This window comes from Pedobacter sp. SG908 (genome assembly GCF_011759615.1).
In the GTDB taxonomy this organism is placed as follows: domain Bacteria; phylum Bacteroidota; class Bacteroidia; order Sphingobacteriales; family Sphingobacteriaceae; genus Pedobacter; species Pedobacter riviphilus.
On the sequence record NZ_JAAOYY010000002.1, the window covers coordinates 555,639 to 581,229 of the forward strand.

Sequence of the window (25,591 nt, forward strand, 5' to 3'; positions counted from 1 at the left end):
AAAAGCTTGCCTTATCGATACAATAAAATAAAACAGGTTTAATTTGACTAATATAGTGGAGTATTAATTTAATCTGCAACATCAATTAAACCGTTATGCATATTCAGGATCAAACTTTCAATGTGGGTAATGCCACTTATGTGAATAAAAACAAGAAAATGAAAAAAATACTTCTGGTAGAAGACGACCCAAATTTAGGTTTATTGTTGCAAGACTATTTGCAGTTAAAGGGCAAGTTTGATGTAGTGTTATGCACCGATGGTGAAGATGGACTGAGAGCATTTAATAAGCAGAACTTTGATTTATGTATTTTAGATGTGATGATGCCCAAAAAAGATGGTTTTACCTTGGGTAAAGATATTAGAAAGGTAAACACACAGGTGCCTATTATTTTTGCAACGGCTAAAACCATGTTAGAAGATAAATCTGCTGCTTATGATTTAGGCGGCGACGATTATATTACCAAACCTTTTCGTATAGAAGAGTTACTACTGCGTATTAATGCGATGTTTAAACGCATAGCCAATAAAACAGACCACAATGATGAGGCTGCCGAAACACAGTTTTCCATCGGTCAATATCATTTCGATTATACTACGCAGATTATTACCGATAACGATAATCAGCAAAAACTATCTACCAAAGAAGCCGAGCTGTTGCGTTTATTGTGTTTGAAAAAGAATACCGTTTTAACCCGCGAAGAAGCCCTGTTAAGTATCTGGCATGATGATAATTACTTTAATGGAAGAAGTATGGATGTGTTTTTAAGTAAGTTGCGAAAATACCTAAGGGCTGATCCGACAGTAGAAATTATTAATGTGCACGGAAAAGGCTATAAGCTGTTGGTAAGCTAATAGATCGATTCATCATCCTGAAACAAGTTCTGGATGACGAATGGTAGTAAAAATATAGTTAAATATACAGGTTCTCCTGGATGGCGGGAATGATATTCCGCTCTTGGGCAAGTTTAAATAGGGTATCTACCGCTTTACGGCCTTCTTCGCCAAGGTTTATGCTATATTTATTTACATATAATTCGATGTGTTTGTACATCACACTTTCTTCCATAGCCTGGGCATGCTGGCGAATAAAATCGATTCCCGATTTTGGATGTGCAAAGGCAAACTCTACCGACTGGCGAACTAAGCGGTTCACCTTTAACTGCAGATTGTGTTCTAAATTACGGTTAATTACGATTCCGCCCAATGGAATGGCGCAACCCGTTAGTTTTTCCCAATAATCGCCTAGATCAACTATTTTCGTTAGACCCTTATCCTGATAGGTAAACCTGTTTTCGTGAATAATCAAGCCTAAATCGATCTGCTCGTTAAGTAAAGCCGATTCGATTTCCGAAAAAACAAGTTCTTGTTTATTTTGTAAGTGTGGATAAGCAATTCCCAACAAAAAATTTGCAGTAGTATACTTTCCCGGTATTCCAATTTTGAGTTTAGCGTTGGGGGTGTGGAGTTGAGGGTCGGCTGAACCTTCAAAATGATTTTTGCTAATTAATAACGGGCCAACGCCAAAGCCCAGGGCACTACCGGCATCTAATAAAGCATATTGGTTGGCTACATAAGCAAAAGCATGAAAGCTTAATTTGGTAATGTCTAATTCGCCCCTAAGTGCCTTTTGATTTAAGGTTTCTACATCATCATAATAAACTTCAAATTCTAATCCTTCCGTATCAATTTTATGGTGAATTAGTGCATCGAAAATAAATGTATCGTTAGGGCAGGGAGAAAATCCAAGTGTAAGTTTCATCTATTTATTTTTTTGTTTTCAGTTGTTAGATGGAGCCTTTGACAATTAAAATAATTATTTTAATTGTGTCGGGTTCATAAATCAAAATTAAGTACTGCGATAAACTAATCGGTCATAATCAGTTCATTTCTCCAACAAAAGCAATGGCCCAATCGTTTAAGTTTTTAATGGCCAAACCAATTTTCCAATTGTCTTTATTTCTTGGCTCTACATAATTAGATATACTTCTGATCTGTAAGCTAGCTATATTTAACTGTTTACAGGCATAAAAAACGGCGGCACCTTCCATACTTTCGGTAGTGGGATTTAGCCTGCTAATTAAATTTTTGATGCTTTTTTCGCTTCCCGTTACACAGTTCACGGTTATGCCTTTTGCAATGGGTAGGTTAATTTTTTTTTGTGTTTTTGAGGTGTAATGGTTCTCCCCAAAGCCTAAATCGTTTATGGTTAAAAATTCATCTCCATTTTCGGCGCCCAGTTCCGCAAAAGTATCTTCAGTAATATTTAATACTGTACCTAAAGCTATATCCCTGTCGAAGCTTCCGGCGATGCCGAAATTTACCACAAGGTTATATTTAGATGAAAGATGTTTGCCCAGGGCAAAGGCTGTTGCTACCATTCCAACTCCGGTAATTAGCAGATCGAAATTTTTACTTTCAACAAAATCTCCGTCTGGTAAATTAAAATGCTGGTAAAAGAAGGTAAGTTCGGCTTTTGTAGCAGCAACAATTAAAGTTTTCATAAAGTAAAGTTAGCAGATTGTTTTCATTAAAATTTTAGGTTTTGTGTAAGCTTTGGTCTTTAGTCTTTAAGCTTGAACCTTTATCTGTATATTTGCATCTTATTTTATAGTAATGATTTACATAACGAGAAAAGCATCCTTTAATGCGGCGCACAAATTGGCCCGTACCGATTGGGATGATGATAAAAACAATGAAGTTTATGGTAAATGTGCCAACCCCAACTGGCATGGCCATAACTACTGGTTATATGTTACCGTTAAAGGCGAAGTGAATCCGGAAACAGGTTTTCTGGTTGATCTGAAATGGCTGAAAGACGTAATGAATGATTATGTGGTAGATAAAGTTGATCATAAAAATTTAAACCTTGATGTAGATTTTATGAAAGGCAAGTTGGCTTCAACTGAAAATCTGGCCATCGAAATCTGGAAACAACTTTGGGCTCCGATTGCAGAGAGCGGTGCAGTTTTACATTGCGTAAAAATATACGAAACCGAAAATAATTTTGTTGAATACTTTGGTTAAAAACCTAAATTAATGAGCGATAAAGACGTATTGAAAGGCGAATCGAGAGACGGTTATGTAAAAATAGACCGTTACAACGAAGATAAAATAGAAGCTGTAGCAACACATTATAAAGATATTCTTGGCCAATTGGGCGAAAACCCCGAGCGCGAAGGCTTACTAAAAACACCTGAGCGCGTGGCTAAAGCGCTACAATATTTAACACATGGTTACGATTTAAAACCTGATGAAATTCTGAAGGGGGCCATGTTTGAAGAGGATTATAGCCAAATGGTTGTGGTTAAGGATATTGAAGTATATTCGATGTGCGAACACCATATGTTGCCTTTCTTCGGTAAAGCACATATCGCTTATATTCCTAATGGGCACATTGTTGGTTTAAGTAAAATTCCACGTGTAGTTGATGCCTTTGCCCGCCGTTTACAGGTACAGGAACGTTTAACGAACGAAATTAGGGATTGTATCCAAAATACCCTTAGCCCAATGGGTGTTGCTGTGGTCATGGAATGCCGGCACTTATGTATGTCTATGCGTGGCGTGCAAAAACAAAACTCGGTAACCACAACATCAGCCTTTACAGGAACTTTTTTAAGTAACGATAAAACGAGGGCTGAGTTTTTAAGGTTAATTACCGCCAGTTTAGATTAATAGTATCAAATAAACAGTAATAGGTATCAGGTAAGGCATAGATTGAAAACGCTAGCCACTAAACGTGATACGCCAAACTAATTATAATGAAAGCATATATTTTTCCCGGACAGGGAGCACAATTTGTAGGTATGGGTAAAGATCTTTATGAGCATCCCAAAGCTGCAGCATTATTTGAACAGGCCAATGAAATTATCGGTTTCCGCATTAGCGATATTATGTTTAGTGGAACAGATGAGGAGCTTAAGCAAACCAATGTAACCCAACCAGCAATCTTTTTGCATTCAGTTATTTTAGCCAAAGTGTTAGGCGATGATTTTAAACCAGATATGGTTGCAGGACATTCCTTAGGCGAATTTTCGGCTTTAGTGGTGGCAAATGCATTAAGCTTCGAAGATGGATTAAAACTGGTTATTGCCCGTGCAAATGCCATGCAAAAAGCATGTGAGGCACAGCCATCAACCATGGCAGCTATTTTAGGTTTAGCTGATGATGTGGTTGAAAAAATCTGCGCTGAAATTGATGCCGTAGTCGTTCCGGCAAATTACAACTGCCCAGGGCAATTGGTAATTTCGGGCAGTATAGAAGGTATTGATCTGGCTTGCGCTAAACTAACCGAAGCGGGAGCTAAAAGAGCTTTAAAATTAAACGTAGGCGGTGCATTCCATTCGCCTTTAATGGAACCAGCGAAAATCGAATTACAGGCAGCTATTGAAGCTACTAATATTGCATCACCAATTTGCCCTGTTTATCAAAATGTTGATGCTAAGCCATATACAGATCCGGCAGAAATAAAATCCAATTTAATTAAACAATTAACAGGCGCTGTACGTTGGACACAGACAGTGGGTAACATGCTTGCCGATGGTGCAACAGAATTTGTAGAAGTTGGTCCGGGTAATGTGTTGCAGGGATTGGTTAAAAAAGTAAGTCGCGAAGTACAAACCAGTAGCGCTGCGATAGCTTAATTTTATTCAAATAGAATATTAGTGCCAACGCCATAAACTCAATTGTTTATGGCGTTGTTTTTTATCAATATTTAATATCTTTATCCGTAGATGAAAATGAGCTTTGGTGTAAAAATAAGATTTCTATTGCTTGTTTTGGGCTGCTGTCTCATTGCAACTTCTATTTCGTTAAGCAGGTTTACAACCAAAAGTGAGCTTCTGGAACATGATGCACAAGAAATTCAGCACAACCTTTCAATTAAAGAAAGATCTGTTCAAAGTTTTCTGGCCGATAAACAGCAGGTTGCCAAGGCAAAACAGTTTCACCTCAATCCGCAAAATGCGATAAATTTTATCAATGCCTATCGTAAAAACGGCGGCATAAACCTATTAACCTATGAAAACAACCAGCTTAAGTTTTGGAGTACCTATAAGGTTGCCGAAATAGATCCAACTACAATAAAAGAAGGTAGCTCGGTATTGTTTTTTTATAACGGCTGGTACGAAGTGATTAAAAGTACCCAGGGTAATTTCAGTTTTATTTTCTTAATCACCATTCAATCTCAATACCCTTTTAAAGAGACAAAGTATTTTAAAAATGATATCGATCCAATTTTATCAACCACCAAAACATTAACGTTTGCATCTTTTACGGATAAGGACGTGTATGTAATAAAAAGTTTGGATAATAAGTTTTTATTCGGCCTTAAAGTAAAACCCGGGTACGCAGAAACCCATTATTCAGGTACACAATTGTGGCTGTTTGTTGCTGGCATGTTATGCATCTGCATGTTTTTTAACTCATTAAGTTCGTTTATTGCCAGGCGTGGACATATTGCCTGGGGTACTTTTTTGCTGTTGTTTTTCTTTTTAGCCTTTCGGTTAACAGATTTATATTACGGTTGGTTTAACCACAGGTTTACCTTAGATCTATTTGATCCGAGGATATATGCAGATAATTTCCTGATGCCTTCGTTAGGCGATTTTCTGTTAAATGTAATCGCACTAACCTGGTTACTCTTGTTTATGTATAACCATAAGGAACAATATAAGTTTCCGGGATGGATTAAGCGGAGTAAAATAATCGGGATGGTTATTCAGGCAGGCTTAATGGTGTTAATTGGCCGGATTGTTTGGGATACCGATGATATTTTCTTCGGATTGATTTTTAACTCAAAAATTAATTTTGATATCGTTAATATCCTTAAGCTTAGCGGAACCAGTTGGGTGGGTATTGTAATTTTATGTTTGGCCTGGTTTCAGATTTACCTGATAACCGCTGTTTCGGCAACAGTAAGCAGTCAATTAAATGTAAGCAATAAAGAGCGGGTCATTATTTTTTTAATCGGCTTTGCTGGTGTTTTTATCTACAAGTTAGTGGTAGATTTTAATGCATTTTTTATCGTTTTTGCGCTTGTATTATTTATCGTGGCAAGGGCTGTTTATTTAAAAGAAAAGAACTTTTCGATCGGTATGTTTGCCATAGTATTTTTCTGCCTGGCTTTTAATACGTCTATTAAGTACACTAAGTATAAAGATATTAAAGAAAGAAGTTTGCGGGAGCCTTTGGCCAGAAAAGTGCAATCGTCTGAAGATCCGAATGCCATTATTGCTTTAGGTACTTTGGGCAATGAAATTGTTAAAGATAATTTTCTGACAAACTATTTTACTCAAAACCGAAAAGGGAGTTATTCGGTGCTCAAAAATCATATTAAAGATTATTTAGATGGCTATTTAAACCGCTACGATTATCAGATCTATCCTTACAATAAATTGGGCGCTGCAATAGAAAATGCGGATACACCACCGATTGATAAGTACAAAAACCTGGTTGAGGCGGGCTCTGTTAAAATTGATGGATCTAACTTTTTTTATCAGGTTAACAATACATTTGGTTATCAGGATTACTTTGGTATCATTTCCGTTGTAGATAATGGCAGTTTATTAGGTACACTCGTTATCGAACTCCGCTCAAAGCCATATAATTATAACAATCGGCTACCAGATCTCTTAGGTGATCAAAAGTTGATCAAAGACGAAGATTTTAAGGGTTATTCTATTGCCTTGTATAGCAATAATAAATTGCTTAATCAATCTGGAAATTATACTTATCCTTTAGATGGAAGCATATTTAAGGGTAAAAAGGATGATTTTATTACAACCAGTGACGATTCGCTCCATTACAGCCATTTAATTTATAAACCTACTGATAGCAAAATGGTTGTAATCAGTAAGGAGAAGGTAGATTATGTAGAACGTTTGGCAGCGCTATCGTTTTTCTTCCTGATATTTATCATTTTCTCCTTGTTGCTTTATGGTTTAATATGGTTAATCAAAAACCTTGATGATGATAAGGTAGGCTGGTTCAGTATCAACAGGTCTTTAATGATCAATGCCAATAAGATTTTGTATAAAACCAGAATCCAGGTTTCAATTGTAATGGCGGTGGTGGCAACGCTGGTTATTGTAGGTTGGGGAACCTACTATTACATGAATCTTGAGTACCGTGGGCAGCAGGATGCTATATTAAAAGATAAAATAAGAAAGGTACAGCAGAATTTTGAGAAGCAGGTTTTTAGCAATGGCATAATTGCAAACGACGAGAATGCAACAGCAGATTTTAACAATTTTGCCGATATCAATAATGCCGATTTAAATTTATATGACCTGGATGGCAACCTGATCATGACGACCTACCCTAAGCTTTATAATTATAAAATTATCGGTAAGAAAATGGGGCCAACAGCCTTCTTTTCTTTAAGTGGTTTACACCGATCGGAATTTATCAACCCGGCAGAGAAAATTGGTAATTTAACCTATGCTGCTGCATATGCCCCCATCAGGAATGCTCAAAATAAAACAATTGCCTATATTGGTTTGCCTAATTACTCTACCGAAGAAGAATATACTGATAAACTGGCGCTTTTTGTGAGTAACCTGATTAATCTTTATGCACTGGTATTTGTGGCTATTGGGGTATTAGCTGTATTTTTGGCTAATCAGATTACCAATCCCTTAACTTTTATCCAGGATAGTATTAGTAAAACGAAAATAGGGCAAAAGAACGAGCCTATTGTATGGCGTAGACATGATGAGATCGGTTCTTTAATTAAGGAATATAATCATATGATTGCGGCCCTAGAAGATAGTGCAATTAAACTGGCCAGATCGGAACGGGAGAGTGCCTGGCGCGAAATGGCCAAACAGGTTGCTCACGAAATCAAGAATCCACTAACACCTTTAAAACTGGGTGTTCAGTTGTTAGAGAAATCGTGGAAAGAGAAAGACCCTAACTTCGAACTGAAGTTTAATAAGTTTAGTAAATCATTTATAGAACAGATTGATAGCCTTTCGAAAATTGCTTCTGAATTTTCTAATTTTGCCAAAATGCCCGATACCAATCTGGAGCGGCTTTCTTTACTTCCGATTATTGAGCAGGCAAGAGAGGTATTTAAAAGCACAGAAAACGTTACCATTGATGTGCTAAACAAGAGCGAGAAGGATATCGAAATCATGGCAGACCATGATCAGCTTTTAAGAACGTTTAATAACCTGCTTAAAAACGCGATAGAAGCTATAGATGAGGAAACTTTATGCTGCATTACCATTATTGTATATGTAGATGCGAAAAATGCATATATAGAAATAAAGGATAATGGAAAAGGCATACCACCAGTGCTGCAGGATAAAATATTTGTACCGAACTTCACTACAAAAACATCGGGCACTGGTTTAGGTTTAGCCTTTGTTAAGCAGGCTGTAGAAAATGCCGGTGGTTCAGTTAAGTTTACCTCAATAAGCGGGTTAGGAACAACGTTCTATCTGAACTTTCCTTTAGTTTAAATTAAAAATAAGGTAGATTGGTTAATTAGGATGGCGGGTATTATCTCAGCTCCACTTGCGCCTTGCCCATGGTATTACCATCAGCATATAAAATTACGGTATATATGCCCTTTATAAATGGTTTAGGGTTTGCCCAGTCGATAACATAGGTGCTGTCATCGTTATTGTAGTCAATAAAAATAGAATGGCTGAACTGCATATCCTGTCCATCAGCCTCGAAATGGTTTCCTTCGTCTGCTAACAGGTTTCCTGCCGGATCGAATACCCGAAGGTAAATGTTATGATGTCCTTTTTCTGCTAACTGGTTCGGCACAACGTTAAAACGTACACTTAACTTTTCTGCAGTAGATGATTTGCTCACTTCTACTTTTTTGCCGTTGGATTTTGTTCTGAAAGCAATAATTTCGGCCGATTGAAGCTTTAATACCGCGGCCGTTTTAACTTTCGCATTTAAATTAGAGTTTTCGTTCTCCAAGTTCGAGGCCTTATTGCTGATGTTTCTAAGGGAGTTCTGTAAACTATCGCGACTATTTTTTAGAAAAATATTGTCTTTCTGCAGCTGAATAATCTGATCATTGTAATTTTTTACAAATGTTTTCAGGTCATTAATTTGTGCATTGGCTTTGTCGAGTTCGCCCTGGGTAATCTGGTTTTTTTCTAAAGCCGTTTTAAGTTCTTCAATTTTTACCCGCGCAAGCTTCTGTTCTTCAACAAGTTTATCGTTTAAATCAAGGTTCAATGCATTAACCTTATCCAGCTCAACCTCAATTTTTTCTACCTCCAGCCGTAGTTTATCTTTCTCTGCACTAACGGTAACAAATCTTTCACTTTGTTGTCGGTCTTTAAAAAACAAGTAAGCATTTGTGCCAATTAAAGCAGCAATAACGATGACCAGGAAGTAAATTTTGTTTCTATCACCCTTATTAATCTTTTGTGATTCCATTTTTAATAACGCTGTATCTTCTGTAAATTAATATACTTTTGTTCTCCATAGGTAAATGGGGGTACACAATTAATTTTAGCAGGGCGCAAATTAAATTTTTTTAAAAACTTATAAGAGTTTTTAAAAAAAATCGTTTAATTGCTAACGTTCATTTGTATTCAAATCAACACAAACACACAACCTGAATAAAAAATAAGACAGAAATAATGCTTAAAAACTTCCTATACGCACTTTTATCTTTAACTGTAATACCTTATATATTAAATGCACAACCTTTATCAAAAATTGCACCAAAAAGGGAGTTTAGAGGTGTTTGGGTAGCTACTGTAACCAATATAGACTGGCCATCCAAACCAGGTTTAAGCATTGACCAACAAAAGCAGGAGCTTATTGGCATTTTAGAAAGGCATAAAAGCCAAGGGATGAATGTTATTATTTTGCAGGTTAGGCCCGCAGCAGATGCATTTTATGCAAAATCCAGAGAACCATGGAGCCAATGGTTAATGGGGAAACAGGGTTTGGCGCCAGCACCTGGTTATGATCCTTTGTCCTTCGCCATTAAAGAAGCCCATTTCAGGGGAATGGAGCTTCATGCCTGGTTTAATCCTTATAGAGCCAGTATGAGCAGCACGGCGGTATTGAGCGAAAACCATGCTTTTCGTAAACATCCCGATTGGTTTTTTACCTATGGTGGCAAAAAGCAGTTTGATCCGGGTATTCCAGATGTGAGGGAGTATATTGTTCAGGTAATTTTAGATGTGGTAAAGGGCTATGATATTGATGGTATTCACTTCGACGATTATTTTTACCCTTATAAAGTAGAGGGACAAACGATTAACGATGGTAACACTTTTTACAAATACCCTAATAATTTTTCGGACATAAAAGATTGGAGGCGCAACAACGTCGATCTGCTCATCAAACAGCTTGACGATAGTATCCACCACTATAAGAAATGGGTGAAGTTTGGTATTAGTCCTTTTGGTATCTGGAAAAATAAAAATGAAGATCCCGAAGGCTCTGCTACCAGTGGCCTATCCAACTATGCAGAACTTTTTGCCGATAGCCGTAAATGGGTTAAAGAAGGTTGGGTAGATTACATTAATCCTCAAATTTATTTTACGTTTACCAGGAGAGTAGCACCTTATGGTGTTTTAGTTGATTGGTGGAGCAATAATACCTTTGGTAGGCATGTTTATATTGGGCAGGGTGCTTATCTGGTAAACTCGAGGGCAGAAGCAGCCTGGAAAAACCTAAGCGAAATACCCAAGCAGATTAGATACCTTAGAGATAACAACCGGATTCAGGGTAGCGTGTTTTTTAGTTCTAAATCATTAAGTACGGTTGCAAAGGCGGTTGGCGATTCGTTAAAGAACGATCTTTATAAATACCCTGCTTTGCCACCGCAAATGCCATGGCTGGATGAGGTACCGCCAAACGAGCCTCAAGCATTAACCGCTGATGCGCTAAAAGATGGTGTACATTTAAAATGGCAACTTCCGCTAAAGGCAAAAGATGGAGAAACGGCTTCGGGATTTGTAGTTTACCGATTTAATGAAGGAGAGAAAATTTCGATACTCGATCCTAAGAACATTATTAAAATAAGCTTTGAAGATTATCTTTCATATATTGATACCAGTGTAGAAAGTGGGAAGCGGTACAGCTACCTCGTTACAGCATTAGATCGATTAAAAAATGAAAGTGAGCCTAGTGGGCCTGTTGGTATTGAAGTCCCTTTAGCAAAGGAATAATAGATTTTTAACTCTTTTTATTGGTCGATTCTCTTTCTACAACAGCTGGGTCAAGCACAATATGCTCCATATTGGCATATGGGTTTTCCTGATTAATCATTTTCAGAAACATTTTAGCACATTCTTGGCCCATTTGTGATGCATGCTGATCAATTGTTGATAGGTTAGGTGTAATGTAAGCCGAGAATGCTTCGTTGGCAAAGCCAATTACACCAACTTCAGGAGGTGTTTCATCGATCTCTTTTAACTTTTTAATTACACCCAGCGCGGTAAAATCATCACCGGCAATAATAGCATCGGGTTTATTTTTGCTACGCATTAATTTACCTGCACCAAACCGGCCGTCTTTAATGGATAAACCTCCAAAAATAATATGCTCTTCTATTAGTGGAAGGTTATGGTCTGCTAAAGCTGCTTTGTATCCTTCTAAGCGATCATTAAATATTTTAATCTGGTGAACAGTGGTTACGAATGCAATTTTTTGATAGCCCTGATCTATTAAATGTTTCGTAGCAATATAACCTGCCTTAAAATCATCAAGTGTAATGGTAGGAACTTTTAAATCTGTATTTACGCGGTCGAATAATATCAGGGGCTTATTTTGCTTAATAATTTCGTCAAAGTGCGAAACATCTTCTGTTTCTAACGACATTGAAGCCATAATGCCATCTACCTGTGCTTCTAGTAAGGTTCTTACGCCATTTATTTCATTTTCAACAGATTCGTTGGATTGGTAGATAATAACACGGTAGCCGCTATCCTTCAGGCCATCTTCTATACAATGGATAATAGATGCAAAGAAATGTGCCTGTACACTTGGTACAATTACACCAATGATATGGGTTTTACCAGATTTTAATGCAGATGCGAGTTTATTTGGGCTGTAATTTAATTTTTTAGCCATTTCTACAACGGCCTTTCTGGTGGCATCGCTTATTGCGGGGAAGCCACTAAGTGCCCTCGAAACAGTTGATACTGTAATGTTTAGCGCTTTCGCTATATCGTATATGGTGGTTTTCTTTTTCAATTAGGGATGGAATCGTTCAATTATAGCATAAATTTATTAAACCTTAATAATAATGTTCTTTTTATACATAAAATATAATAACACATAAAAACCGAGCACATAGGTTATTGCCCAAACCAGTGAGGCATTTATAGGGCTAAAAAACGGAGTATAACAAGTTTCGTAAAACCGAACCAATAATCCTGTTTTAGTACCATCAGGTTTGGTAATCTGGATCAGGTTTAATACTCGGGGCATTAAGCCCGCTAAAAAAAAGACTGTAATGGCGTTTACACCATAAACAACAAAAGGAGTGGTAAATTTTTTGTAACGCTGAACATCGATAATCCAGTAACAAAGTGCCAATCCGATTGAAGCTAGGCCGCCAGCATACAATACATAAGAGCTGGTCCATAGTGCTTTGTTAATGGGGAATTGTAAATCCCAAAGTAAACCTAAAATAACTGCCGTAATCCCAGTTGTAAATAGCCAGGCTACCTTGGTTGGATTGTCTACATCTTTCCTGCGCATCCAAACGCCAACCAGAATACCAAATAAACAGGTGCCTATTGCAGGTAATGTACTCAAAATGCCCTCTGGGTCCCAGGTTTTAGAGGAAGCCCAGGTATGTGCCTCTGTTAAAATTTCACGATCAATCCAGGCCGCTAAATTGGTTTCTTTTTCCAGGTTGGGATAGCCAACCCCCGGAACAGGGATAAAGGTCATTAATGCCCAATAAACGGCAAGTATTACAATTAATGTTTTAAATATCGTTTTGTTGGAAACCTTGATAAAAATGATGCTGCTAATAATGAAAACAATACCTATCCTTTGCAAAACGCCCAACAATCTTACGGTTTGAAAGGCCTCCCATATGGACCTGTTATCCATTATCGCGCTGATAATTTTCCCGAAAATGGCCAGGAAGAAACCAAGTAAATAAAGTATAATGCCACGCTTAACGGCTTTTATAATTGTTTTTTGATGTGTAGACGGATCTGCTTTACTAGTGCTCATGGCAAAGGCAATAGATACACCAACAATCCATAAAAAGAAGGGGAAAATTAAGTCTGTGGGTGTACATCCATTCCATTCTGCATGCTCTAAAGGGGCATATATGTGCCCCCAGCTGCCTGGATTATTCACTAAAATCATCGCAGCTACAGTTAATCCTCTAAAAAAATCAAGAGAAAGTAATCGTTGTTTAGGCTCGGTCATGGTTAGCTTGTTTGGGTTCAGCAAACTAATTTAGAATATTGTTTTTAGAATGAGAAATAAATAAGGCGTTGGGGGGGAGCAGGTGTTGTGAGAAACTTCCCAAGTCTTGCCACGTTCCAGGCTTTTGAGGCTTCGGAGGTTAGTTAAGAGGACAAAAAAAATCCTGCTTTGAGTGAACAAAGCAGGATTGGTTTATTTTAAAAACTAATCTTCAAATTTCCAGCGAACAAAGGCCTCTATCGCTTCGTATTCTGCAAGCCCGAGCTCATCATAAGCTCTTGCAGTATCACGGTTACGGTCTTCAGCACGTTGCCAGAACTCTCTTGAATCGTCGCCAGGGAAAACAGCTTTGTCTTTTTGACTTTGGTGTTTAAAGATCGCATTTCTTTTGCGCTCCAGTTCTTGTGGTGAAATTGGAACTGCCATTTCTATTTCATAAGTTTCAAACTCATGCCATGCACCGCGGTACATCCATAACCAGCAATCTTGTGCCCAAGCTTCAGTTTTACGTAAGCGTTTTAGTGCTTCTAAAATAATTTTGAAACAAACGATATGTGTTCCGTGAGGATCTTCAAAATCGCCGGCAGCATAAACCTGTTGAGGTTTAACTTCTTGCAGTAGCGCCATTGTGAGCTCGATATCAGCATCGGTTACTGGGTTTTTCTGAACCTTACCGCTTTCGTAGAAAGGAAGTGCCTGGAAATGGATATGGTCATCTTCTAGGCCACAATATCTTGCGCCGGCAATAGCTTCGCCTTTTCTGATGAGTCCTTTAACCGTTTGGATTTCTGGTGTATCGATCTGGTTTGGTTTTTTCTGCTCTATAAAGGCTCTCATCTTATTATAAAGATCCTTTAAGTGCGTATTGTCCATGCCCATTTTCTCTGTGAAGTCTACATTAAACTCTACAAAACGAAGTGCGTCGTCATCCCATACCGCAGTATTACCTGAGGTTTGGTAAGCCACATGTACATCATGTCCCTGATCAACCAGGCGTAGAAAAGTACCACCCATCGAGATCACGTCATCATCTGGGTGAGGAGAGAAAATAATAATTCTCTTCTTAGCTGGTTCAGCTCTTTCCGGACGTTGAGAATCATCAGCGTTCGGTTTGCCACCTGGCCAGCCCGTTATGGTGTGTTGTAATTTATTAAAGATATGGATGTTGATGTTGTAAACTGGTCCTTTTTCGGTGGCCAGTTGTGCCATACCGTTATTGTTGTAATCGTCTTCGGTTAATTTTAAGATCGGTTTTTTTAATGTGTTGGCCAACCAGATCACTGCCTTGCGGATCAAAGCATCTGTCCAAACGCAATCTTTAACTAACCACGGCGTATCAAAACGGGTCAGCTCTGAAGCAGCAGGTACGTCAAGGATAAACTCTACGTGGTCGGATAGTTGAAGGTATGTTGCCGGAACCTCGCCTGAAATTTCGCCTTCAACAGCTTTTTTGATGATTGAAGCTTTTTTACGGCTCCAAGCCATCAATATAATTTCTCTTGCTTTGAAAATTGTACCGATACCCATAGTAATGGCCTTTGTTGGTACAAAAGTTTTTCCGCCGAAATCGCGTGCAGCATCACGGCGTGTCAAATCATCTAAGGTAACTAAACGGGTACCAGAATTTGGTGCTGAACCCGGCTCGTTAAACCCAATGTGACCTGTACGCCCGATACCTAAAATCTGGATGTCAAGACCACCAAGATCGCCGATTTTCTTTTCGTAATCCAGGCAGAAAGCCGGAATGTCTTCTAGTGCAAGCGTACCATCAGGGATGTGAACATTTTTTTTATCAATGTCGATATGATTGAAAAGGTTTTCGTTCATAAACGTAACATAACTCTGTGTCGCAGTTGGCGCCATTGGATAATATTCATCCAGGTTAAAAGTAATTACGTTCTTAAAACTCAAGCCCTCTTCTTTATGCAGTCTAACCAATTCGGCATAAACTGCAATTGGAGTAACACCTGTTGCTAAGCCCAGTACTGCAGGTGCGTTGTTTGCTTGTTTTGATTTAATGAGCTCGGCAATGCGGTGTGCTACATTAATTGAAGCAATTTTTGGATTTTCGAACACGCTTACTGGTAATTTCTCGAAACGTGTCTCCTCCAGTAGATTTAATCTAGCCATTTTTTTTATATGGATTTTAATGTACGGAGCAGTAAATATAGAGAGTTATGCCCAATTTCTAACAAAGGTTATTTACATTTATTGCAAGTATTTATATAAAATTCGATTAGAGGAGCAGACAAACGTTTGATCTTTTTAAGATAAAAACCAATATGAACACACAGATTGAAAAGTTGTATTCGAAAGCAGGGAAATCAGAACGTTTTATTATCGGCTTAATGAGTGGAACTTCTATGGATGGGCTTGACATTGCGTTATGCTCGGTTAAGGGAAGTGGAGCAGGTACCAACATTCGGGTGCTGAAATTTAAAACAGGCGATTATACCGATGATTTTAGGGCTAAAATTAAAGCGATTTTTTCGAAAAAAGAAGTCGACTTACAGTTGGTGTGCCTGATGAACGAACATATTGCAAATACCCATGCGCAGCTCATAAACGAAGCGCTAAAAGAGTGGGGCATCCGAAATGAAGACGTTGATTTTATTGCGAGCCATGGACAAACGATTTTTCACGCACCAAAATCTTTGCATCAACTGGCCGATTATCCTAATGGTACACTACAGATTGGTGATGGTGACCATATTGCCATTAAAACAGGAATTATTACACTTTCTGATTTTAGGCAGAAACATTTGGCTGCAGGGGGCGAAGGCGCACCTTTAGCCGTTTATGGCGATTACCTGATATTTTCAGAAGCCGGAGAAGACCGCGTAATGCTGAATATTGGAGGTATAGCAAATTTCACTTACCTTCCAGGCAGTACGGATGCAAGTGAAATTTTTTCGACGGATGTTGGTCCTGGTAATACCTTGATGGACCAGTATATGCAAAAACATTTTAATCATTTTTATGATAAAAATGCCACTGTTGCTTTGGCTGGTAAATTTAATCCCCGTCTATTATCTGCATTGTTAAATTGCAGTTTTTTCGATTTAGATTTCCCTAAAACCACTGGGCCGGAATTATTTAACCTGGAATATTTAATAGAGGCCCAAGCACAATCTTCAACAACAGCGCTTTGCAAAGAAGATGTAATGGCCACTTTATGTCATTTTTCTGCAGAAACCATTGCAAATGCGATAAAACGTTGTTTTGGCGATGAGGCTAAAGCGCAAATTTTTATGAGCGGTGGCGGGATGCACAATCCGCTGCTTGTTCAGCTTCTTAAAAGCAAGCTGCCTTTTTGCAAATTCCTAACCACAGCCGATTTAAATATCAATCCCGATGCTAAGGAAGCGGTTTTGTTTGCTGTTTTGGCCAACGAAACGCTCTGTGGTAAACCAATAGACTTTGGCAATAGGCAAGGTGTGCCTTCGGTTTGCATGGGTAAAATTAGTTTACCAACATAATAAAATGCAATTGTTTTACAGATTGTAAACCTGTTTGTATCTGTTAAAAATTTGGTTTGTGTGGTATTTTGTTTAATTTGTTTTAAACTAATCTTCTAACAAAACCAAATTTTATGGAAAAAAGTTACCTAAAATGGTCACCAGGATTCTTCGTAATTTTGTTGATCCCATTTCTGCTGCTCTTATCTACAGGGATGGCACAGGCACAAAACAAACGGTATACCATAAGTGGTAAGGTTACCGATGCCTCAAATAACAGCCCTGTCCCCGGCGCTGTAGTAAAAATTATCAATACAAATCTTGTAACAAGCACGAGTTCGGGCGGAACGTACAGCTTTTCGGTTGATTTAGCGCCTGGTAAATACCAGATCCAGATTTCTTTTATCGGCTTTAAATCAAATATCGAAACTGTAATACTTGGTGAGAATACCACGGTTCAGGCAAATAGTGCTTTGAGTGGCGATGCAGTGGGGCTTGATGAGGTAATTGTTACAGGTACCTCTCAAGGAACTACCCGTAAACAGCTCGGTAGTTATGTGAGTACGGTGAAGGGAGATGATTTAAATAAAGCACCCAGCGGAAATGCACTGGCTTCATTGCAGGGTAAAACGCCTGGTGCGCAGATTAGCCAGAATTCTGGAGATCCGGCGGGCGGAATTTCCGTTCGTTTAAGAGGAGTAAGCTCGGTTAACTCATCATCAGAACCACTTTATATTATTGACGGAGTGATTGTAAATAATGCAACCACACGGGTTACCAATACCTCATCTAATTATGATAATGCGAACAATAGTATTCAGGTGGGAAATATCGGACAAAATAGAATGGTTGACATTAGTCCATCTGATATTGATCATATTGAGGTTTTAAATGGTGCAGCTGCTGCGGCAATTTACGGATCGAGAGCCAATGCAGGGGTAATTCAGATTTTCACCAAGAGGGGTAAAACTGGAGCGCCGCAAGTAAGTTTCAACACCAGTTTAATCATTAGTGAGCTGCGCAAGCAAATTGATGTCAATCAATCGCCAACAAAATTTGGGGGGCCAACTGATGGGCCGAATGCGCAAACCCAAGACGTATTATCGCCTTCGCTAATTACAACAACTCCGGTAACCAGGTATAATTACCAGGATTATATTTTCAGAACGGGTATAGGTACAGATAATTCAGTTTCAGTTTCTGGAGGAAATGACAACACTAAATTTTATACCTCTGCTGGTTATTTCTCAAACCAGGGAATTATAAAAAACACCGATTTCACCAGAATGAACTTCAGGGCGAATCTTGATCAAACCATTAATAAATGGGCAAAAATGACGGCAGGATTTAATTATATACATAGTGATGCGAACGAAAAGCCAGATGGAAACTCTTTTTTCTCGCCAATGAATTCGGTAACCATTATTGGTAATTTTCATGATTTGTTCACTAGAGATGCATTGGGTAATTTAAAAGCCATAGGAGAGCGCGGTCGTGTTAATCCGGTATCGGTAATTGAAGATATCAAGCAGCGCCAGTTTACCAATCGTATCATTGCAAATGCTGGATTAAAACTTACTCCTGTTAAAAATTTAACAATTGATTATACCATGGGGGTAGATAACTCAATCCAAAATGGGACAACATTTATTCCGCCCTTTGCATATAATGTAAGTACAAGTTTTTATGGTGGTGGACCAACTCTGGATCCATCATTAAATGGTTATGCCAGTGCGGCAAATGCTACTACCACATTATTTAATAATGAACTGAATTTTACTTATGAGGCCAAGATCACAGATTTGTTGAGTTCAACAACCCAACTTGGTGGGTCTTATCAATACCAAAAAGACCTGTATAGCTTGCTAAACGGGCGCGGTTTAGCCCCATTTGTTCAGGTCGTAAACGGAGCAAGTACTGCTTTAACTAATGTTGATAGTCGTTCAGAATTCTCGATCAGTGGTGCTTATTTACAACAAAATTTTAAATATAAGGACCATTTGTTTGTAACTGGCGCCATAAGAGTAGATCAATCTACAGTATTTGGGGAAGACAATAGAACACAGTTTTATCCTAAAGCTAATGTAAGTTACGTACTGTCATCTGCCGATTATTGGAAAGATTTTGGTGTATCATCATGGTGGAATGCTTTCAAATTAAGAGCGGCATACGGCCAGTCTGGAAATTTAACAGGGATTGGAGCATATGATCGTTTTAATGTGTACTCGCCAAGTGCGCTAAACAGCAAAACGTCTTTAACATCGTTAACAACATTGGCTAATACAAGTGTAAAACCAGAGCGCCAAAAAGAGCTTGAAATCGGGACGGACATGTCTTTTTTTAATAATCGTTTAGGTTTAACTTTTAGTTACTACGATAAGAATGTAACTGATTTATTATTGCCAGTTGTGACTGCGCCCACAACTGGTTTCTCTAGCCTGTTAGACAATATTAGCGGGACGCTAAAAAATAGGGGTATTGAATTAATGCTTACAGGGGTGCCAGTTAAAACCGAAGATTTTACCTGGACATCGACGCTAATTTACAATAGAAATAGAAATAAAATAGTAGGTTCAGGTGCACGGAGATTAATTCAGACCAATGCTGGCGCACCTGTTGCCATTATTGACGGTTATCCTGTAGGCGTTTTTTATGGAACATATTTTGAGCGGACAGCAGATGGAAATATTGCTACAAACGCTGCGGGTATTCCTTTAACTGCAGGTCAGACGGCCAATAATGTTTTGCGTAAAGTAATTGGCGATCCTAACCCAGATTACACGGGGTCTTTTGTCAACGATTTTACGTACAAAAAATTAAGCTTACACATTCAATTGGATGCTGTTCAAGGAGGTGATGTTTGGAACGCAGATTGGAGAACACGCCAGGGTGTGGGAAATGGTAAAGTTGCCGAAGCAGAGCAGATGGGGCAATTGCCTAGAGGTTACGTGGCCGGGGCATACGGTGTAGAAGAATGGCGTATTGATGATGGATCTTTTGTTAAATTAAGAGAGATTTCTTTGAGTTATAATATTGGTCAGGTTAAATTCATTAAAAGTTTGAGCGTTAATCTTAGTGGAAGAAACCTCATTTCGTGGGATAATTACAAAGGCTATGATCCTGAATTGAATTCTGGTGGTCAATCAACAATCTTGAGAAATATCGATTTCGGTTCAGTACCAATTCCACGCACCTTCTCTTTGGGTTTACAGGCAAGATTCTAATTTAAAACTGTTGTTATGAAAAATTTAAAATCAAGATATATAGGATATACATTTCTGCTTACCATAGTGGCTTTCTCAAGCGCTTGTAAAAAGGAATACTTAAATCCTAATGCAGCTACGGCTGGCGATGTATTAACCTCTGCAAAAGGTTTGACAGGTGTTACGGTAGGCTTACAAAAAAACTATTCTACAACGCGGGCTGGAATTCTGTATGCGACTATTACTTTAAATGGCTTAACTACAAATGAGTTAATATCCATTAATACAGGTAATACCAATGAAGAAAGATTAGTTGCTGGAGGTGTACAGGTAGATGGTACCAATTCGATATTGCTAAATGTTTGGGCTGGTGCTAATAAAATTATTTATGATGCTGATAACGTGATCAATAATGCTGTCAATCTTCCGGATAAAAACTATGCAGCGGGTTTAATAGCTTATGCGAGTGTTTTTAAGGCTCTGGCTGTGGGTAGTTTATCAGAATATTGGGAAAAGGTTCCAGCTGGTACAGGGCAAAACGTTACCTTCATTAGTCGTGCTGATGGCTATAACAAAGCAATTACAACCATTGATAATGCCTTGGCGGTAATAGCAGCAAACCCGATTAGCACTTCGTTTTTGAGCAATATTCCTACAGGGGTAGATATTCCTAGTACTTTAAATGCCTTAAAAGCACGTTACGCTTTATTTGTTGGGAACTATAGTCTTGCTTTAAGCAGTGCCAATGCCGTTGATTTAACTAAAAGATCGTCGTTCACTTACGATGCACAAAATTTAAATCCAATTTTTGAAGTCGCTACCTCTACCAATAATGTAATTCAACCTAAGAATATAAATTTAGGGCAAACGGGCGCTAATATTCCGGATGGCGGTGATGGCAGGATTCCATTTTATACGGCAATTAATACAACTGTACGCATTAATGGTTTTGGTGCAGGTACTTTTACCCAGTTTCCCATTTATCTGCCAGGCGAGATGACGTTGATTAAAGCAGAGGCATATGCCCGTCAGGCTACTCCTGATTTAACTTCAGCACTTACTGAGCTGAACAAGATTGTGACTAAAACCGCTGCAGCTGATCCTTTTGGAGTTGGGGCAGCACTACCAGCATTAACTGGTCCTTATACACAACAACAGCTTTTAGATCTGATTTACAAGCACCGCTGTATTGAACTCTTCATGTCGGGCTTAAAACTTGAAGATATGAGAAGATTTAATCAGCCTTTAGCTGATCGTAAGCGTAATTTTTTCCCTTATCCTTTCGCAGAAAGAGATAACAATACCAATACCCCTGCAGATCCAACTTTCTAGCAAAATGAAAGAGGTTGTGTCATAAAGACAATTTCAGCTCAGATGCTGTCATGTTGAGCCTGTCGAAACACCTTAAACAGTATTTAAACAGGCCCTTCGACAGGCTCAGGGTGACAAATCTGTATTTATGGTACAGCCTCTTTTTTATAAAATATTTAGTTCTTTCGCGCGGTAACCGGCTAAAGATTCATGTTCTACTTCTAACTCCGTTATCAAATAACTAATGCTTTCTATTGGGCAAACCCTCAATCTTAAAGCAATATCCAATTTCTCGGAGATACAAAGCACGGCCGTTTTTTTGGCACAGGCCAGCATGGCCTTTTTAAGTTGGTTAATTTCCCAATAAGTATCCGTTAAGCCTTCATCTGGGTGGATGGCGCTTGTTCCCATCAGGCATAAATCGGCCTTAATTTCCGATAACTGTGTAATTACTTGCCCGCCATAGGTAACTTGCGAATTTTTTGAAAACAAGCCTCCGATCAAAATCACTTCGATATTGTTGTATTTGGCCAGTTCTACTGCCACCAAGGGACTAATAGTGAAAAATGTAGCAGATAGGCCCTGTGGAAGTCGTTTCACAAATTCTAAAATCGTTGTTCCTCCTCCGGTTAAAACTACCATGCCATCTTTTATCAACTGAACGGCTTTTTTACCAATCGCGATCTTGCTATCTCTGGCATAAACCGTACTATCGTCAAAAGAACTGTGATAAGATTTCGATAAAGCACCTCCATGAACCTTATAAAGCAAGTTTTCATCAACAAGCTCTTGCAAATCCCGTCTGATGGTATCTTCCGAAACATTAAGCAGTTGAACCAGATCAGAAGTTAATACGCGGTTATGTAAATTAATCTGGCGCATGATGAAGTCGTGGCGTTCTTTTTTCAGCATAAATCATTTGATTTTCTACGAATGTATAAAAAGATTTTAAAATTATATTCTTTGCGTTTTTATGCGTGTTTGTGCGATAAAGTTTTGTTTGTTAGCATAATAAATCTTTCCTATTTGTTTTTTTTATCAAAAACATTCATCATATTTACTTAACTAACATCAAATATGCGGCAATTTGCGTGTTTGATAAACCGGAATACAAACAACAACTTCTAATAACCACTTTCTTACTAACAAATTATGAAGAAAAAACTATTCTTTAGTTTTATCGGTATGATTATGCTGTGTGCACAAGTTTTCGCGCAACAGATAACGATTACCGGTAAGGTCAGCTCCGCTGACGGCCCCATTCCCGGCGCTTCTATTCGGGTAAAAGGGAGTACCGTGGTGTCACAATCCAATGGTAATGGAAATTACTCGATAAAGGCATTAAAAACCGACGTATTAACATTCTCTTATGTTGGATATAAAAGTGTTGAAAGAGCTGTGGGAGTGAATAGCACAATTAATGTAACCCTTTCTGCCGATGCCAGCAATCTTAATGAGGTTGTGGTTACTGCCTATGGGATTGATCGCGATGCTAAATCGTTAGGCTATTCAACACCAAAAGTTTCCGGATCCGAGGTTGCTGAAACCCAGAGAAACGATTTCTTTGGAGGCTTGCAAGGCCGTGTCCCAGGTTTATCGATTAATAGTACCAATGGAAACCCAGGAGCCTCTGCACAGATTGTTTTACGAGGATTTGTATCGATCAGTGGAGATAATAATGCATTGATTGTGGTAGATGGTGTTCCGATCAATAACAGTACATTAAACCAGACCAGAGAGCTGGTAACAGGTGCAGCAAACAGAGATCAGGATTATTCGAACAGGGGGATGGATATCAATCCCAACGATATTGAAAGTTATGTGATTATGAAAGGTCCGGAAGCTACCGCTTTATACGGAAGTGCAGGTGCCAGTGGAGCCATTTTAATTACAACAAAAAAAGGTAAAGCCGGACGGGGAAGTATTAATTACAGTAACTCGTTTAGGATAGAGCAGTTGAATAAATTTCCGGAAATACAGACCAAGTACAATACCGGTGCTTCTAATGGTGTTTACGATGGCGGTTCATCTAACTTTTTTGGCCCTGCATTTCTACCAAATACACCGCTTTACGATAACATTCACAATTTTTTTGAAACGGGTTTTACGCAAAAACACAATTTATCATTTGAGGGCGGAACCGATAAATTCTCTTACCGGTGGTCTAATGAATATACCGATACGAAAGGAACGATTCCTACCACGCGTTATACCAGGATTTCCTCGAGGGTAACCGCGGTTGGTACCATTTCGCCGGTTTTAAAGCTCACCACGACCTTCAATTACATCAATTCCAATAACGATAAAGCCAATAAAGGAACAAATGGTACGTTGCTTCAATTAATGCGTTTTAGTTCTGCCTATAACGTTAAGGATTATGAGGATGCCAACGGAAACCGGATTTTGCACCTGGCAAGTATTTATTCGGAGTTCGATAACCCTCTTTGGGATGTAGTTAAAAACGTAAATAACGATAAAGTTAACCGTATAATTGCCAATACCAACGTGGAACTAACCCCTTTAAAATGGCTGCGTATTAATGGTATCGTCGGGGCTGATGTTGCCAGTACCAAGGGACTATCAGTATATCATGCGCAATCTTACCGCGGTTCAGGGTCGGCTGCCGCCCCAACAGGTGGTACAGTAATGACTTACGGCCAGCTGGCCAAAGTATTTAACGGCTCCTTAACTGCTACTGCTAAACATAAATTTGGCGATTTTAATAATACTTATGTAATTGGGGCAACATTTAATGATTACAATTCTACTACTGATTCTCAGCGCGGAACGAATATGTATGACCCCAATTTTTACAGCATTAACAATACCTTGCCTTCTACACAGCGTACCTTAACCTATGTGAACCGTTACCGTACTGTAGGTGCTTTTGCCCAGGCCATTTTGGGTTATAAAACTTTATTGTATCTGACGTTGTCGGGCAGGGTCGACGGTGCCTCGCGCCTGATGCCCAATAATCCGTATTTTGCCTATCCATCAGCCAGTTTGGCTTTTAATTTTACCGATCTGGCCGGTGTTAAAAAAGCTTTGCCCTGGTTGGATTATGGTAAGTTAAGGGCTTCTTATGCTTTAACGGGTAAAGAACCCTGGAGAGAGTATTCTACCGGAACCAACTACGAGGCCAAAAGATTTACAGGTGGTGGTTATGCCTATTCGTACTATGGAGGTAACCCGGATTTAAAACCAGAGGTATCAGAAAATTTTGAGATCGGTACCGAGATGCAGTTCCTCAAAAACCGCATTGGGCTGGATTTTAACTATTATAACCTGTTAAGTAAAGACCAGATCATTAATCCACGTTTAAGTTATGGTACAGGTTTCGTTTTAGAAATGATGAATGGTGGTACGGTACGTAACCGTGGTATCGAGGTGCAATTAACCGGTAACCCGATCAAAGGAAAAGACTTTAGCTGGAACACTACTTTAAATTTTACCCGTAACCGTGGGGTAGTATTATCGCTGGCCAATCAACTTCCTGAGCTTTACGAATCGGATACCTGGATAGTTGGCGACGTTAGGAGTGCAGTTCATCCGGGGTACAGTACAGGAGCAATCAGCGGTACCAGGTTTGCCCGAAATGATAGGGGCGATATTCTGATCAATCCATCATCAGGTTTGCCATCAGTTACCGATACCCAATTTTATCCCATCGGCGACAGGAATCCGAAATTCACTTTAGGTTTTGTAAACAGGTTTAGTTATAAGGGTTTTAACCTTTCTTTCTTATGGGATTTCAGGTATGGCGGCGATGTGGTTAACGGTACCGAATATGAATCATACCGAAAAGGAATCAGTTTAAAAACATTGGATAGGGAAGTGCCGAGGATTATTACTGGTGTGCTGAACGATGGTTTGCAGAATACGACAAATCCAACGGTTAATACGATTGCTGTAACGCCTTATTATGCTTCTAACTACTATTCTTTAAATGTTGCTCCAGAAATGTTTGTAGAAAAGAACATTAATACGCTTCGTTTAAGAGATGTTACTTTGGCTTACGATTTTCCGCCATCATTGGTTAAACGTATCGGTCTTATCCAAAGCTTTGGAGCCTTTTTTACGGTGACCGATTCTGTTTTGATTACCAATTATTCTGGTGGCGATCCGGAGAGTAACTCGAACTCGCCGGGTGTAGGCGGTATTGGTGGTTACGGTATCGATTACGGTAACGTAGGTAAGCCAATCGGTTTCAATTTAGGATTTAGGGTTAAATTATAGC

The 25,591-nt window shown here is 38.8% G+C and carries 17 protein-coding genes; 10 read left to right on the forward strand and 7 right to left on the reverse strand.

Annotated features, from left to right (window positions below):
- Positions 1 to 158 precede the first annotated feature (158 nt).
- A complete protein-coding gene (locus FHT21_RS17370; protein ID WP_167296021.1) occupies positions 159 to 854 on the forward strand; it encodes a response regulator transcription factor in 696 nt (231 codons plus the stop codon).
- Positions 855 to 912: 58 nt separating this feature from the next.
- Here the strand turns inward: FHT21_RS17370 and FHT21_RS17375 are convergent, their stop codons facing one another.
- Positions 913 to 1,761, reverse strand: a complete 849-nt coding sequence (locus FHT21_RS17375; protein ID WP_167296022.1) for a 1,4-dihydroxy-6-naphthoate synthase — start codon at positions 1,759 to 1,761, stop codon at positions 913 to 915.
- A gap of 118 nt (positions 1,762 to 1,879) precedes the next feature.
- Positions 1,880 to 2,503, reverse strand: coding sequence for a futalosine hydrolase (gene mqnB / locus FHT21_RS17380; RefSeq protein WP_167296023.1), 624 nt, complete (start codon positions 2,501 to 2,503; stop codon positions 1,880 to 1,882).
- Positions 2,504 to 2,615: 112 nt separating this feature from the next.
- Between mqnB and FHT21_RS17385 the strand changes: the two genes are divergently transcribed.
- From FHT21_RS17385 to FHT21_RS17400, 4 genes are all read left to right on the forward strand, one after another.
- Positions 2,616 to 3,026 carry a 6-carboxytetrahydropterin synthase gene (locus FHT21_RS17385; RefSeq protein WP_029274209.1) on the forward strand — a complete coding sequence of 137 codons (411 nt, stop codon included), beginning with the start codon at positions 2,616 to 2,618 and terminating at the stop codon, positions 3,024 to 3,026.
- Between the two features lie 12 nt (positions 3,027 to 3,038).
- Positions 3,039 to 3,674 (forward strand): GTP cyclohydrolase I FolE, encoded by a 636-nt coding sequence (gene folE, locus FHT21_RS17390; protein WP_108197170.1) that lies wholly within the window; start codon positions 3,039 to 3,041, stop codon positions 3,672 to 3,674.
- Between the two features lie 86 nt (positions 3,675 to 3,760).
- Entirely contained in the window at positions 3,761 to 4,642 is an 882-nt protein-coding gene (gene fabD / locus FHT21_RS17395) for an ACP S-malonyltransferase (RefSeq protein ID WP_208398977.1), read from the forward strand.
- 90 nt (positions 4,643 to 4,732) lie between these two features.
- Entirely contained in the window at positions 4,733 to 8,464 is a 3,732-nt protein-coding gene (locus FHT21_RS17400; RefSeq protein ID WP_167296024.1) for a HAMP domain-containing sensor histidine kinase, read from the forward strand.
- 40 nt (positions 8,465 to 8,504) lie between these two features.
- Here the strand turns inward: FHT21_RS17400 and FHT21_RS17405 are convergent, their stop codons facing one another.
- Positions 8,505 to 9,407, reverse strand: a complete 903-nt coding sequence (locus tag FHT21_RS17405; RefSeq protein ID WP_167296025.1) for a hypothetical protein — start codon at positions 9,405 to 9,407, stop codon at positions 8,505 to 8,507.
- A 206-nt stretch (positions 9,408 to 9,613) separates the two neighbouring features.
- Between FHT21_RS17405 and FHT21_RS17410 the strand changes: the two genes are divergently transcribed.
- The gene (locus FHT21_RS17410; protein WP_167296026.1) at positions 9,614 to 11,158 is read left to right on the forward strand and encodes a family 10 glycosylhydrolase; all 1,545 of its coding nucleotides are present in this window, start codon (positions 9,614 to 9,616) and stop codon (positions 11,156 to 11,158) included.
- Positions 11,159 to 11,165: 7 nt separating this feature from the next.
- Here FHT21_RS17410 and FHT21_RS17415 read toward each other — a convergent pair whose 3' ends face one another.
- The 3 genes from FHT21_RS17415 to nagB form a co-directional block, all read right to left on the reverse strand.
- Positions 11,166 to 12,185: a LacI family DNA-binding transcriptional regulator gene (locus FHT21_RS17415; RefSeq protein WP_167296027.1), complete on the reverse strand. Its 1,020-nt coding sequence runs from the start codon at positions 12,183 to 12,185 to the stop codon at positions 11,166 to 11,168.
- A 36-nt stretch (positions 12,186 to 12,221) separates the two neighbouring features.
- On the reverse strand, positions 12,222 to 13,382 hold the full coding sequence (locus FHT21_RS17420) for a DUF5009 domain-containing protein (protein WP_167296028.1): 1,161 nt from the start codon (positions 13,380 to 13,382) through the stop codon (positions 12,222 to 12,224).
- A gap of 204 nt (positions 13,383 to 13,586) precedes the next feature.
- Complete coding sequence (nagB, locus tag FHT21_RS17425) at positions 13,587 to 15,512, reverse strand: glucosamine-6-phosphate deaminase (protein WP_167296029.1); 1,926 nt, start codon at positions 15,510 to 15,512, stop codon at positions 13,587 to 13,589.
- Positions 15,513 to 15,664: 152 nt separating this feature from the next.
- On the opposite strand from nagB, the gene FHT21_RS17430 reads away from it, so the two are divergent.
- The 3 genes from FHT21_RS17430 to FHT21_RS17440 all read left to right on the forward strand — a co-directional run bounded on the left by FHT21_RS17430 (position 15,665) and on the right by FHT21_RS17440 (position 21,375).
- Complete coding sequence (locus FHT21_RS17430) at positions 15,665 to 16,861, forward strand: anhydro-N-acetylmuramic acid kinase (protein WP_167296030.1); 1,197 nt, start codon at positions 15,665 to 15,667, stop codon at positions 16,859 to 16,861.
- A 113-nt stretch (positions 16,862 to 16,974) separates the two neighbouring features.
- Positions 16,975 to 20,064, forward strand: coding sequence for a SusC/RagA family TonB-linked outer membrane protein (locus tag FHT21_RS17435; protein ID WP_167296031.1), 3,090 nt, complete (start codon positions 16,975 to 16,977; stop codon positions 20,062 to 20,064).
- A 15-nt stretch (positions 20,065 to 20,079) separates the two neighbouring features.
- Positions 20,080 to 21,375, forward strand: a complete 1,296-nt coding sequence (locus tag FHT21_RS17440; RefSeq protein ID WP_167296032.1) for a RagB/SusD family nutrient uptake outer membrane protein — start codon at positions 20,080 to 20,082, stop codon at positions 21,373 to 21,375.
- A gap of 144 nt (positions 21,376 to 21,519) precedes the next feature.
- On the opposite strand, the gene FHT21_RS17445 is transcribed toward FHT21_RS17440, so the two are convergent.
- Entirely contained in the window at positions 21,520 to 22,266 is a 747-nt protein-coding gene (locus FHT21_RS17445; RefSeq protein WP_167296033.1) for a DeoR/GlpR family DNA-binding transcription regulator, read from the reverse strand.
- 240 nt (positions 22,267 to 22,506) lie between these two features.
- Here FHT21_RS17445 and FHT21_RS17450 point away from each other — a divergent pair, with 240 nt between their 5' ends.
- Positions 22,507 to 25,590, forward strand: a complete 3,084-nt coding sequence (locus tag FHT21_RS17450; RefSeq protein ID WP_167296034.1) for a SusC/RagA family TonB-linked outer membrane protein — start codon at positions 22,507 to 22,509, stop codon at positions 25,588 to 25,590.
- Position 25,591: the final 1 nt, after the last annotated feature.

What these genes read in the sequence shown, in the direction of transcription:
- FHT21_RS17420 (WP_167296028.1), bottom strand. Translation starts at nt 13,382, where the DNA reads ATGACCGAGCCTAAACAACGATTACTTTCTCTTGATTTTTTTAGAGGA.
- FHT21_RS17435 (WP_167296031.1), top strand. Translation starts at nt 16,975, where the DNA reads ATGGAAAAAAGTTACCTAAAATGGTCACCAGGATTCTTCGTAATTTTG.
- FHT21_RS17430 (WP_167296030.1), top strand. Translation starts at nt 15,665, where the DNA reads ATGAACACACAGATTGAAAAGTTGTATTCGAAAGCAGGGAAATCAGAA.
- FHT21_RS17440 (WP_167296032.1), top strand. Translation starts at nt 20,080, where the DNA reads ATGAAAAATTTAAAATCAAGATATATAGGATATACATTTCTGCTTACC.
- FHT21_RS17450 (WP_167296034.1), top strand. Translation starts at nt 22,507, where the DNA reads ATGAAGAAAAAACTATTCTTTAGTTTTATCGGTATGATTATGCTGTGT.
- folE (WP_108197170.1), top strand. Translation starts at nt 3,039, where the DNA reads ATGAGCGATAAAGACGTATTGAAAGGCGAATCGAGAGACGGTTATGTA.
- FHT21_RS17410 (WP_167296026.1), top strand. Translation starts at nt 9,614, where the DNA reads ATGCTTAAAAACTTCCTATACGCACTTTTATCTTTAACTGTAATACCT.
- mqnB (WP_167296023.1), bottom strand. Translation starts at nt 2,503, where the DNA reads ATGAAAACTTTAATTGTTGCTGCTACAAAAGCCGAACTTACCTTCTTT.
- FHT21_RS17375 (WP_167296022.1), bottom strand. Translation starts at nt 1,761, where the DNA reads ATGAAACTTACACTTGGATTTTCTCCCTGCCCTAACGATACATTTATT.
- FHT21_RS17400 (WP_167296024.1), top strand. Translation starts at nt 4,733, where the DNA reads ATGAAAATGAGCTTTGGTGTAAAAATAAGATTTCTATTGCTTGTTTTG.
- nagB (WP_167296029.1), bottom strand. Translation starts at nt 15,512, where the DNA reads ATGGCTAGATTAAATCTACTGGAGGAGACACGTTTCGAGAAATTACCA.
- FHT21_RS17405 (WP_167296025.1), bottom strand. Translation starts at nt 9,407, where the DNA reads ATGGAATCACAAAAGATTAATAAGGGTGATAGAAACAAAATTTACTTC.
- FHT21_RS17445 (WP_167296033.1), bottom strand. Translation starts at nt 22,266, where the DNA reads ATGCTGAAAAAAGAACGCCACGACTTCATCATGCGCCAGATTAATTTA.
- FHT21_RS17385 (WP_029274209.1), top strand. Translation starts at nt 2,616, where the DNA reads ATGATTTACATAACGAGAAAAGCATCCTTTAATGCGGCGCACAAATTG.
- FHT21_RS17370 (WP_167296021.1), top strand. Translation starts at nt 159, where the DNA reads ATGAAAAAAATACTTCTGGTAGAAGACGACCCAAATTTAGGTTTATTG.
- fabD (WP_208398977.1), top strand. Translation starts at nt 3,761, where the DNA reads ATGAAAGCATATATTTTTCCCGGACAGGGAGCACAATTTGTAGGTATG.